Here is a 15,275-nt window from a genome sequence, read left to right on the forward strand (position 1 = left end):
GGCCCCCACGCTGCCGTCGAGGATGGTCCCGGTGGCCCCCGCGACTCCCAGGACGGCGGGGATGCGGCGCTCGCGGGCCACGATCGCCGCATGCGACAGCACGCCTCCCGCCTCCGTGACGACCCCCGCAGCGATGCGCAGCAGGGGAGTCCAGGCGGGGTCGGTGAAGGGGCACACGAGGACGTCGCCGGCGCGTACGCGCGGAAAGTCGGCCGGACCGCGGACGATACGGGCCGGTCCCGTCGCGACGCCGGAGCTTGCTGCGGTCCCGCGGAGCAGGTTCGCGGCGCCGCGCCGGGGTGCGTCTCCCGAGACGTCGGCAGAAGAAGCCGGGAGCGGAGCCGTGACCGGCCGGGCCTGCACGATCCAGAGCGTGCCGTCGGCGAGCGCCCACTCGACGTCCTGCGGCCCGCCGAGGAGGTCCGCCGCATGCCACCCCAGCCGGGCGAGGCAGGTGGCGGTCACGTCGTCGAGCGTGGGTCGCCGACGGTCGTCCGGGGGCACGTCGCGCGCCACGAGACGAGTACCGTCCCGGTCGAGACGCGTCCGCTTGTCGGCGACGACGCGCGAGGACACGCGCACGGCCCCGCGACCGAGGGTCTCGTGCGCCACGACGCGATAGGTGTCGGGCGTGACCGTGCCGCCCGCGACCGAGGGGCCCAGCCCCCACGACGCCTCGATCACGGTCGTGACGCCCGGGTCGTCGGACGCGAACACGACCCCGGAGACCTCGGCGTCGACCAGGCGTTGGACGAGCACGGCCATGGCGGGCTCGTCGGGCGTCGCGCCGTCCTCGCCGCCTGTCTCGCCCCGTGCGTCGAGCCCCGCCCGGTAGTCGACCGCCCGGGGCGAGTGCAGCGAGGCCCAGCAGGCGCGGACGGCGTGCGCGACGTCGTCGGGATCCTGTACCGCGAGCACGCTCTCGTGCTGCCCTGCCGCCGAGGCCCGGGCCGTGTCCTCGCTCGTGGCCGAGGACCGGACCGCGACGCGGGGCGAACCGAGCGCCCGCAGGGCGGGGGCGAGGGCGTCGCGCAGCACGTCGTCGGGGACCGCCGCCCGGTAGGCGTCGAACGGCACCACGAAGCCGTCGGGGACGGGCAGTCCTGCCCGCAGCAGCCCGCCGAGCGCCGTGGCCTTGCCGCCGCACGTCTCGCGCGCGGCCTCCTCCAGTGGGACGAGCACCCGAACCGCCTTCAATAGATCGTTGACAACATTTCGTTGATTGTGCAGGATCGTCGCATGCCACGCAACGACGACACCGCCAACGCGGTGCAAGCCCCTCCCGCCGCGCGGGCAGCCCACACCACCGGGGCCGACCGCACCACCCGGGCCGACCACGCCCAGGCGCGCCGCGAGCACGACGCCCGCACCCACCTGCTCACGCGGGGCGCGGACGCGCTCGAGCCCCGGCCGTGGCAGCCCGCGTCCGTGCCGCCGTCGGCCGTGGACCTCGCACGGTTCGCGCTCTGGCGGTCCACCGACCTGCCGCCCGAGCACCTCCTCGACGCCCTCGCGCTGCTGCCCGCCGCGCGCGCCGAGGTCGACGGCCTCGAGAGCGGCCTGCTGTTCACGGCACGCAGCGCAGGCCTGACCTGGGCCCAGATCGCCGACGCGATGGGCTTCAACTCCCCGCAGGCGTGCCAGCAGCACTTCCACCGGCTCACGGCACGGCAGGAGGGCCGCGCGTGACCCAGGACTCCCCGGTCGACCTGCTCGTCCTGCACGCGGTCCGCATCTGCGGGTTCGCCGACACCGCGACGCTCGCCCGCCGCTTCGACCTCGACCCGGCCGAGACCGACGAGCTGCTCGGCGACTTCGAGGCGTACGGATGGGTGCAACGGTCCGCGTTCGCGGACCTGAGCGGCTGGGCGCTGACCGAGGCGGGACGGAGCGAGGACGAGCGCCGGCTCACGGCCGAGCTTGCCGCCACGGGCCGGGCCGACGACGTCCCCCACGCCCACCGCGAGTTCCTGCCGCTCAACGCGCGCCTCCAGCGGGCGTGCACCGACTGGCAGCTGCGGCCCGTGCCGGGAGCGCGACTGGCCCCCAACGACCACACCGACCCCGCCTGGGACGCTGCGGTGCTCGACGAGCTCACCGCGCTCGACGACGCCCTCGCCCCGCTCGCGCGGCGGCTCGGCGACGTCCTGGTCCGGTTCGGCGGGTACGACGAGCGCTTCTCCACGGCCCTGCGCCGGGCACGCGCGGGGGAGGGCGGCTGGGTCGACGGCACCGACGTCGACTCGTGCCACCGCGTGTGGTTCGAGCTGCACGAGGACCTCGTCGCGACGCTCGGGATCGACCGCGCGACGACGGAGTGAGGGCCTAGCGGAGCATCGTCGCCGTTCGCCGGGCGGAGGGTCGCTCGGGCCGCTACCGTCCGGGTATGTCCGTCCTGTGGGGTGAGGGTCGAGGGCGCGTCGCCCTCGCGGGAGCGACGATGGGCCTCGTGCTCGCCGGGTGCGGCCCGGTCCCGGGCGCCGACGACGCCGTCGCGGTCACCCAGGAGTTCTTCGCGGCGCTGAGCGCCCACGACCCGTCGACGGCGTGCGGTCTGCTCGCCCCCGCGACGCGCGAGTCGTTCGAGCAGGATGCGGCGTCGTCGTGCGACCAGGCGCTGATCGACGGCGAGGCGGGCCTCGTGCTGGGCCCCGTGGCCCGGCGCGTCGAGGAGGCGCCGGGCGACTCGTCCGTCACCGTGGCCGGTCGTCAGGCGCAGGTCCTCCTGGGCGGCGAGGTCACGTTCCTCGCGGTGTCGGGGGACTCGTGGCGCGTCACGGCGGCAGGGTGCGTCCCGCGTCCCGACCGCCCCTACGACTGCCTCCTGGACGGGGGCTGACGTGCGCGGCGTCTTCTTCGGGCTCCTGGGCGGGGTCCTCCTCGCTCTCGCGTGGTTCCTCACGGTCGGGCTGCTCGCGCGATGAGCGCGCGCGTGCCGGCGGCGTTGCGGGACAACGGGCTCACGCTCGTGTTCGTCACGATCTTCGTGCTCGCCCTCGCGGGGCAGGCCGTGTTCGGGGTCGCGCTCTACAACCAGGAGCAGGCCTCGGCGGGCCTCGACCCGATCACGCTCGGGCAGTACGTGACGACCTCGGCGTTCGCGGTGGACGTGACCGAGAACTGGCAGTCGGAGTTCCTCCAGTTCCTGCTCTACGTCCTCGCGACCGTGTGGTTCGTGCAGAAGGGCTCCCCGGAGTCCAAGCCCCTTGGCCAGGCCGGGCGTGAGTCCGACGAGGCGCAGCACGTCGCCGAGTTCTCGACGCCGCAGTCCCCGCCGTGGGCGCGGGTCCGCGGTTGGCGGCTCGCGCTCTACTCCCGTTCGCTGAGCCTGGTCATGGGGTCGATCTTCGCGCTGAGCTGGCTCGCACAGTCGATCGCGGGCTCGGTGACGTACAACGAGTCCGCGATGCGTGACCTCGAGGACCCCGTCACCTGGGGCCAGTACCTGACCCTGCCCGACTTCTGGGGCCGGACGCTGCAGAACTGGCAGTCCGAGTTCCTCGCGGTGGCGTGCATGGTCGCCTTCTCGATCTACCTGCGCGAGCGCGGGTCGCCCGAGTCCAAGCCCGTCGGGACCTCCCACACGGCCACCGGTGTCGAGGGATGAGCGTGACGGCGATCACGACGCCTCGACCTGCGAGCGCACGGCACCCGGGCCACGATGGGAGGAGCGCAAGGCGCTGATGGACCGAGCACCGAGGAGGAATACATGGCTGTCCGCAAGGAGATGCCCGAGTACACCGTCCCGTCGCTGACCCTGAAGGACGGGGGGAAGATCGCCGCGATCCTGCAGAAGCGTCTGCACGCGCTCAACGACCTGGCGCTGACCCTCAAGCACATCCACTGGAACGTCGTGGGACCGCACTTCATCGCCGTCCACGAGATGATCGACCCGCAGGTCGATGCCGTCCGTGCCATGGTCGACGCCACGGCCGAGCGCATCGCGACCCTCGGCGTCCCGCCGCGCGGCACGCCGGGCGCGATCGTCGCCGAGCGTACCTGGGAGGACTACAGCCTGGGCCGCGCGTCGACCATCGCCCACCTGGGTGCGCTCGACGAGGTCTACCAGGGAGTCATCGCCGACCACCGCAAGGCGGCCGCCGACACCGAGGAGCTCGACACCGTGACCAACGACCTCCTGGTCGGTCACCTGCACGAGCTCGAGCTCTTCCACTGGTTCGTCCGCGCGCACCTCGAGTCCTCCGGTGGCGAGCTCTCGACCTCGGGGGCGACGACCGAGACCGGCGCGGCCCGCAAGGCGGAGTCCGCAGCCAAGAAGGAAGCCTGACCCGAACGACACCGAGCCCCTCTCCCCGCACGGGGAGAGGGGCTCCGTGCTGTCTGCGCGGTGGGCGCTCGCGTGCTCAGGCCGACAGCGGCGCGTTCCCGGGGGTGAGGATCACGAGCTGCTGGGTCGCGCGGGTCATCGCGACGTAGCGGTCGACGGCGCCCGCGATGCCGTCGTCGCCCTCGCCGAACGACGCGGGGTCGACCAGGACCACGAGGTCGAACTCGAGCCCCTTCGCGAGCACCGGGGTCAGGGAGCGCACACGCTCGGTCGCCCGGAACGCGGGGTCCCCGACCACGCACGCGACGCCCTGGTGCTCGGCGAGCCACCGGTCGAGGATCGCGTCCAGGTCCTCGGGAGCGCCGTGCAGGACGGGCGCATGGCCACTGCGGACCGACGTGGGCACGTTGGCGTCCGGCAGCGCGGCCCGGATGACCGGCTCGGCCTCGGCCATGACCTCCTGCGGCGTCCGGTAGTTGATGGTCAACGACGCCACGTCGACCTGCGACAGGCCGACGCGTTCGAGCCGTTCGCGCCAGGACTCGGTGAACCCGTGCCGCGCCTGCGCGCGGTCCCCGACGACCGTGAAGCTGCGCGACGGGCACCGCAGCGCCAGCATCTGCCACTCGGCGTCCGTGAGCTCCTGCGCCTCGTCCACCACGACGTGCGCGAACGGTCCCGCGAGCCGGTCGGGTGTCACGTCCGGCCGGGACGCGTCGTCGACCAGGGCGTCGCGCAGGTCCTGACCACGCAGCATCGACATGACCTGCAGCTCGGAGTCGTCGGTCGCGATGAGGTGGTCGACGACGTTGCTCATCTCCTCACGCTCCGCCGCGACCTGCGCTGCGTGCCGGCGACGGCGGCGCGACGCCTCGGGGTCACCGAGCCGCTGCCGTGCCGCGTCCAGGAGGGGCAGGTCCGAGACCGTCCAGGCCTGCGGCTCGTCGCGCTGCAACGACCGGACCTCGTCCGGCGTGAGCCAGGGCGCGCACATCCTCAGGTAGGCGGGCACGTCCCACAGGTCGCCGACGAGGTCGGACGGCTCCAGGAGCGGCCAGGCCGTGTTGAGGGTCTTCGCCAGGTCGCGGTGGGTCACCAGGGAGCGGCGCACGAGGTCGAGCGGCAGCCCGTCGTCGCCCTGCGCGTCGCCGAGCCTGTCCATCAGGATCTCGATCAACGCCTCCCAGACCACGTCGCGCGCCTCGTTGTGCGGCGTGCCGGGGTCAGGGGCGTCGAACGCCTCGGCCCAGTCGTCGGCGCCGAGCCGCAGGTCGAGCCACGGGGTCTCCACGGTCGTGCCCGTCCGGGGAGGACGCTCGTACAGCCGCACCGCGGGCTCGATCGCCGCGACCATGCGGGCGGACGCCTTGAGGCGGGCCACGGCCGGCTCTGCCTCGACCGTGGCCTTCGCGCCCTCGGGGACGAGGTCGCGCAGCGTGCACGTCTGCACGCCCTCTTCGCCCAGGCTCGGCAGGACGTCCTCGACGTAGTCGAGGTACGGCTGGTGCGGCCCGACGACGAGCACCCCGCCCCGGTGCCGTCCGACGTGCGGGTCGGCGTACAGCAGGTACGCCGCGCGGTGCAGGGCCACGACGGTCTTGCCCGTGCCCGGCCCGCCGTCGACCACGAGGGCGCCGTCCGAACCCGCACGGATGATGGCGTCCTGGTCGGCCTGGATGGTGCCCAGCACGTCGCGCATCCGCGGGGTCCGCTCGGCTCCCAGGCTCGCGATGAAGGCCGACTGGTCGTCGAGCGAGGCCGAGGACGCGAGCCCGCCGGCGCCCCCCGCTCCCCGCGCTCCGGAGCCCGGTCCGGAACCCGGTCCGGAACCCTGGACCGTCAGGAAGACCTCGTCCCAGTAGTCGCTGATGCGGCCCTGCGTCCAGCGGTAGCGACGACGGCTCGCGAGCCCCATCGGGTGGGCGTCGGTCGTGCGGAAGAAGGGCTCGGCCGTGGGGGAGCGCCAGTCGACCAGCAGTCGGCGTCCGCTGCGGTCGGTGAGTCCCAACCGGCCGATGTGCACGGGCTCGGAGCCGTCCGCGGGCACGACGCGGCCCAGGCACAGGTCCAGCCCGTGGGCTCGCAGGGTGCGCAGCCGTCCGGACAGCCGGTGGATCTCTTGGTCGCGCTCCAGGGCGAGCGTCCCGCTGCCGCCCGGCGATCTGCGGGCCGCGTCGAGGCGCGCGGACACGTCGGCGACCGCGTCGTCGAGGCAGGCCGCGATCGCCGCGAAGTGCTGCTCGTCGTCGGCGACGAGGGCGGGGTCGGCCTTCGGGGCCAGGCGCGCAGGGAGGGCGAACACGCTCGCGTTCGCGGTCGACCGGGAGACGGGGGTGGGGGTGGGCGTGGAGGGTGGCATGAAGGCGCTCGTTCCGTCGTGCGGGGCTCGGGCCGACCATCGTGCGCCACCCCGGGGGCCTTGCCGCAAGCCCCCCGGTGCGCTATAGATTGAGAGTGGCGGGAGGTCCGAGGACCTGCCCGCCACTCTCGTGCTCACCGTGGGCGCTCACCCGGTGCGCTCACCCGTCGTGCGGGCGGTCAGCCCCCCACGTACGCCGCGAGGTGCTCGCCCGTGAGGGTCGAGCGGGCCGCGACGAGCTCGGCCGGGGTGCCCTCGAAGACGATCCGTCCGCCGTCGTGCCCTGCGCCGGGGCCCAGGTCGATGATCCAGTCCCCGTGCGCCATGACGGCCTGGTGGTGCTCGATCACGATGACCGACCGGCCTGCCTCGACGAGCCGGTCGAGGAGGCCGAGGAGCTGTTCGACGTCGGCCAGGTGCAGGCCCGTGGTCGGCTCGTCGAGGACGTAGACGTCGCCCTTGGCGCCCATCTGCGTCGCGAGCTTGATGCGCTGGCGCTCGCCGCCGGACAGGGTCGTGAGGGGCTGTCCCAGGCTCAGGTACCCGAGCCCGACGTCGACGAGCCTGCTGAGGATCGAGTGGGCCGCGGGGATGCGGCCGTCGCCCTCGGCGAAGAACCTCTCCGCGTCGGTCACCGACATCGCGAGGACCTCGGCGATGTCGCGCCCGCCGAGCGTGTACTCGAGCACGGCCGCCTGGAACCGCTTGCCGCCGCACTCCTCGCACGTGGTCTCGACCGTGGCCATGACGCCCAGGTCGGTGTAGATGACGCCCGCGCCGTTGCAGACCGGGCAGGCGCCCTCGGAGTTGGCGCTGAACAGCGCGGGCTTGACCCCGTTGGCCTTGGCGAACGCCTTGCGGATCGGGTCGAGGAGGCCCGTGTACGTGGCGGGGTTGCTGCGCCGCGAGCCGCGGATCGCGCTCTGGTCGATCACCACGACGCCCTCGCGCCCCGCGACGGACCCGTGGATGAGCGAGCTCTTGCCGGACCCGGCGACGCCCGTCACGACGCACAGCACGCCGAGCGGCACGTCGACGTCGACGTCGCGCAGGTTGTGCTCGCTCGCCCCCCGGATCTCGAGCTGCCCGCTCGGGGGGCGCACGGCCTCCTTGAGCGTCGCGCGGTCGTCGAGGTGGCGGCCCGTGGTGGTGTCGGAGGCTCGGAGGCCGTCGAGCGTGCCCTCGAAGACGATCTCGCCGCCCGCGGTGCCCGCGCCCGGGCCCAGGTCCACGACGTGGTCCGCGATCGCGATGGCCTCGGGCTTGTGCTCGACGACGAGGACCGTGTTGCCCTTGTCCCGGAGCTGGAGCAGCAGGGAGTTCATGCGCTCGATGTCGTGCGGGTGCAGGCCGATGGTCGGCTCGTCGAAGACGTACGTGACGTCGGTGAGCGAGGAGCCGAGGTGCCGGATCATCTTGGTGCGCTGGGCCTCGCCGCCGGACAGGGTCCCCGACGGTCGGTCGAGCGAGAGGTACCCCAGCCCGATCTCGGCGAACGAGTCGAGCAGGTGCTGCAGGCCCTTGAGCAGGGGCGCCAGGGACGGCTCGTCGAGGCCGCGCACCCACTCCGCGAGGTCGGTGATCTGCATCTGGCACGCGTCGGCGATGCTCGTGCCGGCGATCTTCGACGACCGCGCCTCGGGGCTCAGGCGGGTCCCGTGGCACTCGGGGCAGGTCTGGAAGGTCACGGCCTTCTCGACGAACGCCCGGATGTGGGGCTGCATCGCGTCGACGTCCTTGGACAGGAAGGACTTCTGGATCTTGGGGATGAGGCCCTCGAACGTGACGTTGATGCCGTCGACCTTGATCTTGGTCGGTTCCTTGTAGAGCAGGTCGTGCAGCTCGCGCTTGGTGAACGTGCTGATCGGCTTGGTCGCGTCGAAGAACCCCGAGCCGCGGTAGATGCGCCCGTACCAACCGTCCATCGAGTAGCCGGGGATCATGAGCGCGCCCTCGTCGAGGGACTTGCTGTCGTCGTAGAGCGCGGTCAGGTCGAAGTCGTTGACGTTGCCCATGCCCTCGCAGCGCGGGCACATGCCGCCGAGCTGGTGGAACGTCGCCTTCTCGGCCTGCGTCTTGCCACCCCGCTCGATCGTGATCGCGCCGCTGCCGGACACCGAGGGCACGTTGAACGAGTACGCCTGGGGCGAGCCGATCTGCGGCTGCCCGAGGCGGCTGAACAGGATGCGCAGCATCGCGTTCGCGTCCGTGACGGTCCCGACCGTCGAGCGGGGGTTGGCGCCCATGCGCTCCTGGTCGACGATGATGGCCGTCGTGAGCCCCTCGAGGTGGTCGACCTCGGGCCGGGAGAGCGAGGGCATGAAGCCCTGCAGGAACGCGCTGTACGTCTCGTTGATCATGCGCTGCGACTCGGCCGCGATCGTGCCGAACACCAGGGAGCTCTTGCCCGAGCCCGAGACACCGGTGAAGACGGTGAGCCGGCGCTTGGGGATCTCGACGCTGACGTCCTTGAGGTTGTTCTCGCGTGCGCCCTGCACGCGGATCATGTCGTGGCTGTCGGCAAGGGGCAGTGCGGACGACTCGTCCGTCCTCGTGGCCGTGCTCATGGGCTCTCCATCTGTCGGGTCGGCAGGCGCGCGAGAGCCTGCGGCCGGGCATGTCGTCTCTCGTCCGCCCCAGCCTAGGTCCAGGCACCGACGCGGCGAGGGGGCGCGACGCCGCGTGCGCCGGGTGGTGCGTGGCTCAGCCCGACGGCGCCACGTCCGCGGGAGCGTCGGCAGGCCCAGGCGAGGGTTCCTCGAGGAGGGCTGCGCGGATCGCCTCGACCCCGACCTGCACCTCGGCGAAGCTCGTCGACAGGGGCGAGAGCCCGAGCCGCAGACCGTCGGGGCGGCGGAAGTCGGGGATGATGCCCTGCGCCCACAGCCGCCCGACCACGTGCTCGAACGCGGCGTGGTCGATCGTGACGTGGCCCCCGCGCCGGGCCGGGTCGCGGGGCGAGGCCACGCGCACCCCCAGGGGCACCAGGAGCTCGTCCACGAGGTCGAGCGCGAACGTGGTGAGCCGGACCGACTTGTCCCGCACGGCATCGGCCCCGGCGACGTTCCCCGCCTCGTCGAGCAGGTCGAGCATGTCCTGCATCGCGAGCATCCCGACGACCGCGGGCGTACCGCTCAGGAACCTCCGTACCCCGGTGTGGGGTGCGTACTCGGGCCCCATCTCGAACGGCGCGTCGCTGCCCATCCAGCCCTGGATCGGCTGGGTCAGCGCCGTCTGGAGCTCTGCGCGCACGTACCCGAACGCGGGCGACCCGGGGCCGCCGTTGAGGTACTTGTAGGTGCAGCCCGCCGCGAGGTCCACGTCCCAGGCGTCGAGCGCGACGGGCACGGCCCCCGCGGAGTGGCACAGGTCCCACAGCACGAGCGCCCCGGTGTCGTGGGCGACGCGCGTGATCGTGCCCGCGTCGGCGAGGAACCCGGACCGGTAGGCGACGTGGCTGAGGACCACGAGCGCGGTCTGCGGCCCGACGACGCCCGCGACCTCGTCCGGGGTCACGCCCGCGTCGGGGTCCGGGGAGAGCCAGCGCAGCGTCGCGCCCCGTTCGGCCGCGACGCCCTGGAGCACGAACCGGTCCGTGGGGAAGTTCCCGGTGTCCACCACGATCTCGGTGCGCCCCGGGCGGGCGTCGAGCGCCGCGCGCACGAGCTTGTAGAGGATCACGGTCGTCGAGTCGCCCACGAACGTCTGGCCCGGCGCCGCGCCGAGCGCGGTCTGCCCGATCCGGTCGCCGATCGCGAGCGGCAGGTCGTACCAGGACTCGTCCCAGCCGCGGATGAGGCGCGAGGCCCACTGCTCGGTCGTGAAGCGGGCCAGGCGCTCGGCGCTCGCGCGCGTGGGACGCCCCAGAGAGTTGCCGTCGAGGTAGGCGACCACGTCGTCGGAGGGCACGAACTCGTCCCGGAACCGGGCGAGCGGGTCGGCGGCGTCGAGGGCTGCGGCGCGTCGCGCGGGAGTCCGGGTGCGGGCGGTCGGGGGACTGGCCTGGCTGCTGGTCACGGGTGGTGCTCCCTGGTCGGGTCGTCGAGGGACAGGTCGTGGGTGGTCACCGCACGGCCGGAGGCGTCGGCCGAGGGCGGGTCGGCCGTCGGTCCGTCACGTGCAGGTGGTTCCCGGCCGAGGAGGTCGCGTGGCCTGAGCACCGTCGCACGCGCGAGCCAGGCGGCGACCTCCTCGGGCGGGGCGCCCGGCGCGGGTCTCGGCCCGGGCAGGAACGTGCAGGCGACCGGGGTCGGTGCGGAGGTCAGGGCGAGCAGCAGCCCGTCCGTGGCGAGACCTGCGGACTGGAGCGCGACGAGCTCGCGCTCGTCGACCCCGACGGGCAGCGGACCGTTGCCCTGGTCCGTCCCGTAGACGACCGCGCCGCCCGCCGCGACGAACCGCGTGAGGTTGTCGAGGGCCACCGCGTACGGGGCCGCCGGGGAGCCCCAGCCGTGGATGTCGAGCGTGCTGACCCATGACTGGGTGCGCGCCGCCGCCGTCACGAGGCGGTCGGGCAGCCGCTCGCTGAACGGGCAGTGCGCGAGCCGGTCCACGCCCGCCACGAGTGCCCGCTCGGCCTGGCCCGCGCCCTCGGTGTGCGCGACCACGGTCCGGCCGTGCTCGTGCGCCCGACCCACGAGCGCACGGAGGGTCGCGTCGTCGGGCACGGGACCCGCGTCCGCGTGCAGGGCGACCTTGACGAAGCTCGCCCCCGCGGCGACCTGCCGGTCTACTGCGGCGGCGGCCTGTGCGGGGCCGTCGACCTCCTCGACTGCTCCGGGGGGCGCCCACGACCGGTCCGACGGGTAGCCGCCGCGGGCAGTCAGGAACGCCCCGGCGAAGCGGACCTCGGGCAGTGGTGAGGTGTCGGCAGGGCCGGACCGGGCCGATCGTGCGCCCCGGGCGGAGCGTGCGGCGAGGGCCGACACGACCGCCGGGTCGCCGCCCAGGTCGTCGACCGCGGCGAGGCCGCCCCGGAACAGGGCCCCGGCGTCGACCAGCGCCAGGTGGACGTGCGCGTCGCGGAAGCCGGGCAGGAGGACGCCCGCGAGGTGACGGGTCGGAGCAGGGTCGGTACCCACACGCGAGCGGAAGCCGCCCGGGGTGGCGACGACCGCCGTCGGGCCGGTCCATCCCGTACCCCGCTCCCAGCGGGCGTCGACCGTGAAGGTGACCGCAGGACGTCCGGGCGCTCCGTTCACGCCCGGCCGATCTCGGTGCGCACCGCGAACAGCTCGGGGAAGAACGTCAGGTCGAGGGCCTTCTCGAGGAAGCCCACGCCGCTCGAGCCACCCGTGCCGCGCTTGGTCCCGATGATGCGCAGCACGGTCTTCATGTGACGAAAGCGCCAGAGCTGGAAGTTGTCCTCGAGGTCGACGAGCTCCTCGCAGCTCTCGTAGGCGAGCCAGTTGCCCTCGGGGTCGTCGTAGATCGCGCGGAAGGTCTCGACCAGGTCCTCGTCGAGCGTGTAGCCCTGCGTGACGTCGCGCTCGAGCACGCGGGCCGGCACGTCGTGGCCGTGCCGCGCGAGGTAGCGCAGGAACTCGTCGTAGACGCTCGGCTCGTGCAGCAGGCGCTCGAGCTCGGCGCGCGCCGCGGGCTCGGCGTCGAACACCGAGAGCATGCGCGCGTTCTTGTTGCCCAGCAGGAACTCGACCGCGCGGTACTGCCACGACTGGAACCCGGACGCGTGGCCCAGGAACCCGCGGAACTGCGCGTACTCGCTCGGCGTGAGGGTCGCCAGGACCGACCACTGCTCGGTCAGCGTGCGCTGGACGTGCTTGACCCGCGCGATGCGCTTGAGCGCCGACTGGAGGTCGTCGGCCGCGATGAGCGCGCGCGCCGAGACCAGCTCGTGCAGGACCAGCTTGAGCCACAGCTCGGTCGTCTGGTGCTGCACGATGAAGAGCATCTCGTCGTGGTGGGCGGGCTCGCTGACCGGGGCCTGCGCGTCCAGGAGCGTGTCCAGGTGCAGGTACGAGCCGTACGTCATCTGCTCGCGCAGGTCGGTCACGATGTCGGGCTCGAGCGGGCGCTCGCTGCCCGGTGACGGCGTTGTCATCCCCCGAGAGTAGGTGCCGTGGGCGACGGGTGCCACGAGTCACGTGCCGGACTGCGCGTGCTGGGGGGTACCGTCGCCGGGTGGACACGGAGACCGGGCGGACCAGCAGCATCCTTCTCGACGACCTCGCGCAGGACCGGGCGTCCCGCGAGGAGATGCTGGGCCGGTTGCGCGGAGTCACGGCCGCACCGGGCCAGGACCGGTTCGTCTCGTCGGCCGCCGAGATCGTGGCCCTCGCCGAGGCGGACCCCGGCCGTCACCTCCTGGTCGTCTCGCGCGGCGAGGAGGTCGCGGGGCTCGGCGTCCTGCACCCGGGCGGCGCGCCCACCGAGGTCGTCGCGCTGCTCGACGGGCCGGCGACCGGCGACGTCGTGCTGTTCCGCGGGTTCCTCGTCGACGCGGCGCACCAGGGACAGGGCGTCGGGACCGCCGTGGCGGCCGCCCTGCCGGCGCTCGCGGCCCGGCTCGCGGAGCGCCTCGGACGAGGGCCTTTCGCGGCCGTCGTGCTGACCGTCAACGAGGAGAACGCCGCCGGGCTGCGCGCCTACGCGCGCGGCGGGTTCGTCGACCGCGGCCGGTACCTCGGGGGTGACGCGGGGCCGCAGCGCGTCATGGCGCACGCGCTGTAGCGGCGCGCACCCCGAGGCGCCCGGGGTGCCCGGGCGCACGGAGGCGGTGTTCGTGACCGCAGTTTCCACCGTGGATCTTCGATGATCGCGGTCCGTGGTCGCTGCGACTTCTCAGAGCCAGCGGCGCCACTTGAAGATGCCCCAGAGCCCGAAGCCGAAGCAGGCCATGAGGAGCAAGGCGTACGGGTAGCCCCAGGTCCAGTGGAGCTCGGGCATGAAGTCGAAGTTCATGCCGTAGATGCCGGCGATGAGGGTCGGGGTGAACAGGATCGCGGCCCAGGAGGAGATCTTCTTGACCTGTTCGCCCTGGTCGATGGTCTCCTCCGCGAGGCGGCGGCTCTCCTCGCCCTGGGCGAGGCTCGCGCTGGACATGCGGCGCATGGCGTCGTTCTGCTCGAGCGAGACGAGCGTGGAGTGCACGGTCAGGGCGTTCTCGAGCAGGGACCGCGAACCGTCGACGCGGTCCGTCACGCGAAGCGTGTGGTCCAGGACGTTGCGCAACCGGTTCTGCACCTCGTCGCCTGTGCCGTAGCGGTCTGCCCCGCGCAGCAGTCCGTGCACCATGTCCGGGAGGGGGCCGATCGCCCGCTGGAGGGCGATGACCTGGGAGAGCAGGTTGTAGATCCGCTGGGACAACGTGGGATCCACGTTGCCCTGGCCGAAGAGGCTGTCCTCGACCTCGTCGATGTCGTTCACCAGGCCGGCCACGACGGGCGCATAGCCGTCGACGATGGCGTCGAGGAACGCCGTGAGCATCGCCTCGGGCCCTCGGCCGAGGAACTCGGGTTCGGCTTCGAGCGCGTCCCGAGCCGCTGTCAGGTCCAGTCGATCGCCGTGGCGGACGGTGACGACGAACCGGGGCCCGACGAACAGGTGCACCTCGCCGATGTCGACGCGCTCGGCCCGGTCGTCGTACCAGGCGGGGCGGATCACGACGAACACGGTCTCGCCGTACCGTTCGAGCTTCGCGCGCTGGTGCCCCTTGTGGGCGTCCTCGACGGCCAACGGGTGCAGACCGAACTTCGCAGCGACGGTCTCGAGATCGTCCTCGCTCGGGTCCAGCAGCCCGATCCATGCGACGCCTCCCGAGCGCTCCAGGTCGTCGGCGACGCCCTGGAGGTCAGGTGGGGACGCGGTGCGGTGTCCGCCGACGTAGATGCGGCTGTCGATCGTCGTCATCGGTTCATCCCCTTGTCGCACGGGTCATCGCCCTCGTCCTCTTCCTCGTCACCGAGGGCCGCAGGTGCCGGGGCGAGCACCGTCTGCACGGCGGGTCCGACGAGGGCGACCAGCGTCTCACGGTCCGCTTGCGCCAGCGTGGGGACGCCGACCACTCCCCGTCCCACCACGAGCCCGACCAGCATCGACGACACGAGCCCCGCGCGGAGCGTCGCGTCCTCGACGTCACGGGACGCGACGGCGTCGACGAGGAGTCGCTCCTGGAGGAACTCGCGCAGCTGGGTACTTGCCTGATCGTTGACGATGGCACCGCGCAGCATGGCCATCAGCGGGGCAGAGCTGTGGGCGTCCTCTTCCCAGATTCCGAGGAAGGCCCGAACCACCCGCTCCCCGAGGCCGTGGTCGGGCCCCTCGAACGCCGCGCTGAAGCGCGAGAGTGCGCCCGCCGGCACGGACATGACGGCCGCGAAGAGCTCGTCCTTGGACCGGAAGAACTGCATCACGAGCGAGGCGTCGACCCCGGCGTCGGCCGCGACGCGGCGGATCGTGGTCGCCGTGAAGCCGTCGGCCGCGAACCGGGCGCGGGCCGCGTCGAGGACGGCTTGCCTGGTCGAGGTTGCACCCGGTCGACGCCCGCGCCGCGCCGGGGACGCCGGGCTCGTGTGTGTGGTCATGCTCCGAAGGTACCGTCCCTCGGATCGAATCTCAACAGGTGTTGAGTTTTGCGTCGAGCGGTCGTACGGTCGAGGAGTTGGCAGA

At 73.0% G+C, this 15,275-nt stretch carries 14 protein-coding genes; 6 read left to right on the top strand and 8 right to left on the bottom strand.

The genetic code is table 11. The features are described from left to right. The coding region (locus tag H9640_RS08890; RefSeq protein WP_318243714.1) for a PEP/pyruvate-binding domain-containing protein at positions 1-1,182 on the bottom strand (1,182 nt) is incomplete at its 3' end. Positions 1,183-1,239: 57 nt separating this feature from the next. On the opposite strand from H9640_RS08890, the gene H9640_RS08895 reads away from it, so the two are divergent. The 5 genes from H9640_RS08895 to H9640_RS08915 all read left to right on the top strand — a co-directional run bounded on the left by H9640_RS08895 (position 1,240) and on the right by H9640_RS08915 (position 4,288). Then, on the top strand, positions 1,240-1,689 hold the full coding sequence (locus H9640_RS08895; protein WP_225226920.1) for a DNA-binding protein: 450 nt from the start codon (positions 1,240-1,242) through the stop codon (positions 1,687-1,689). Further along, positions 1,686-2,321 (top strand): transcriptional regulator, encoded by a 636-nt coding sequence (locus H9640_RS08900; protein ID WP_191790371.1) that lies wholly within the window; start codon positions 1,686-1,688, stop codon positions 2,319-2,321. Before H9640_RS08895 ends, H9640_RS08900 begins: the two co-directional genes overlap by 4 nt. 65 nt (positions 2,322-2,386) lie before the next feature. Then, complete coding sequence (locus H9640_RS08905; protein WP_191790372.1) at positions 2,387-2,839, top strand: hypothetical protein; 453 nt, start codon at positions 2,387-2,389, stop codon at positions 2,837-2,839. Between the two features lie 81 nt (positions 2,840-2,920). After that, positions 2,921-3,607, top strand: a complete 687-nt coding sequence (locus H9640_RS08910; RefSeq protein WP_191790373.1) for a DUF6766 family protein — start codon at positions 2,921-2,923, stop codon at positions 3,605-3,607. Between the two features lie 102 nt (positions 3,608-3,709). Continuing rightward, entirely contained in the window at positions 3,710-4,288 is a 579-nt protein-coding gene (locus H9640_RS08915) for a Dps family protein (RefSeq protein ID WP_191790374.1), read from the top strand. Positions 4,289-4,364: 76 nt separating this feature from the next. Here H9640_RS08915 and helR read toward each other — a convergent pair whose 3' ends face one another. From helR to kynA, 5 genes are all read right to left on the bottom strand, one after another. Then, complete coding sequence (helR, locus tag H9640_RS08920) at positions 4,365-6,647, bottom strand: RNA polymerase recycling motor ATPase HelR (protein WP_191790375.1); 2,283 nt, start codon at positions 6,645-6,647, stop codon at positions 4,365-4,367. A 179-nt stretch (positions 6,648-6,826) separates the two neighbouring features. Next, the gene (locus H9640_RS08925) at positions 6,827-9,214 is read right to left on the bottom strand and encodes an ATP-binding cassette domain-containing protein (RefSeq protein WP_191790376.1); all 2,388 of its coding nucleotides are present in this window, start codon (positions 9,212-9,214) and stop codon (positions 6,827-6,829) included. Between the two features lie 136 nt (positions 9,215-9,350). Then, on the bottom strand, positions 9,351-10,664 hold the full coding sequence (locus H9640_RS08930) for a kynureninase (RefSeq protein ID WP_191790377.1): 1,314 nt from the start codon (positions 10,662-10,664) through the stop codon (positions 9,351-9,353). After that, a complete protein-coding gene (locus H9640_RS08935) occupies positions 10,661-11,848 on the bottom strand; it encodes an amidohydrolase family protein (protein WP_191790378.1) in 1,188 nt (395 codons plus the stop codon). The genes H9640_RS08930 and H9640_RS08935 overlap by 4 nt, the downstream gene beginning before the upstream one ends. Beyond that, positions 11,845-12,708, bottom strand: coding sequence for a tryptophan 2,3-dioxygenase (kynA, locus tag H9640_RS08940; RefSeq protein ID WP_191790379.1), 864 nt, complete (start codon positions 12,706-12,708; stop codon positions 11,845-11,847). Before kynA ends, H9640_RS08935 begins: the two co-directional genes overlap by 4 nt. An 80-nt stretch (positions 12,709-12,788) precedes the next feature. Between kynA and H9640_RS08945 the strand changes: the two genes are divergently transcribed. After that, positions 12,789-13,337 carry a GNAT family N-acetyltransferase gene (locus tag H9640_RS08945; protein ID WP_318243715.1) on the top strand — a complete coding sequence of 183 codons (549 nt, stop codon included), beginning with the start codon at positions 12,789-12,791 and terminating at the stop codon, positions 13,335-13,337. Positions 13,338-13,448: 111 nt separating this feature from the next. On the opposite strand, the gene H9640_RS08950 is transcribed toward H9640_RS08945, so the two are convergent. Together H9640_RS08950 and H9640_RS08955 are read right to left on the bottom strand one after the other, a co-directional pair. Further along, positions 13,449-14,516, bottom strand: coding sequence for a magnesium and cobalt transport protein CorA (locus H9640_RS08950; protein WP_191790380.1), 1,068 nt, complete (start codon positions 14,514-14,516; stop codon positions 13,449-13,451). Then, a complete protein-coding gene (locus H9640_RS08955; protein ID WP_191790381.1) occupies positions 14,513-15,190 on the bottom strand; it encodes a TetR/AcrR family transcriptional regulator in 678 nt (225 codons plus the stop codon). Before H9640_RS08955 ends, H9640_RS08950 begins: the two co-directional genes overlap by 4 nt. Between the last annotated feature and the right edge of the window lie 85 nt (positions 15,191-15,275).

Origin of the sequence: Oerskovia gallyi (assembly GCF_014836745.1) — a bacterium.
GTDB lineage: Bacteria > Actinomycetota > Actinomycetes > Actinomycetales > Cellulomonadaceae > Oerskovia > Oerskovia paurometabola.

Coding starts and splice junctions, on each gene's coding strand:
- H9640_RS08915 (WP_191790374.1), top strand. CDS start 3,710: ATGGCTGTCCGCAAGGAGATGCCCGAGTACACCGTCCCGTCGCTGACC.
- H9640_RS08950 (WP_191790380.1), bottom strand. CDS start 14,516: ATGACGACGATCGACAGCCGCATCTACGTCGGCGGACACCGCACCGCG.
- H9640_RS08925 (WP_191790376.1), bottom strand. CDS start 9,214: ATGAGCACGGCCACGAGGACGGACGAGTCGTCCGCACTGCCCCTTGCC.
- H9640_RS08910 (WP_191790373.1), top strand. CDS start 2,921: ATGAGCGCGCGCGTGCCGGCGGCGTTGCGGGACAACGGGCTCACGCTC.
- H9640_RS08895 (WP_225226920.1), top strand. CDS start 1,240: ATGCCACGCAACGACGACACCGCCAACGCGGTGCAAGCCCCTCCCGCC.
- helR (WP_191790375.1), bottom strand. CDS start 6,647: ATGCCACCCTCCACGCCCACCCCCACCCCCGTCTCCCGGTCGACCGCG.
- H9640_RS08905 (WP_191790372.1), top strand. CDS start 2,387: ATGTCCGTCCTGTGGGGTGAGGGTCGAGGGCGCGTCGCCCTCGCGGGA.
- kynA (WP_191790379.1), bottom strand. CDS start 12,708: ATGACAACGCCGTCACCGGGCAGCGAGCGCCCGCTCGAGCCCGACATC.
- H9640_RS08955 (WP_191790381.1), bottom strand. CDS start 15,190: ATGACCACACACACGAGCCCGGCGTCCCCGGCGCGGCGCGGGCGTCGA.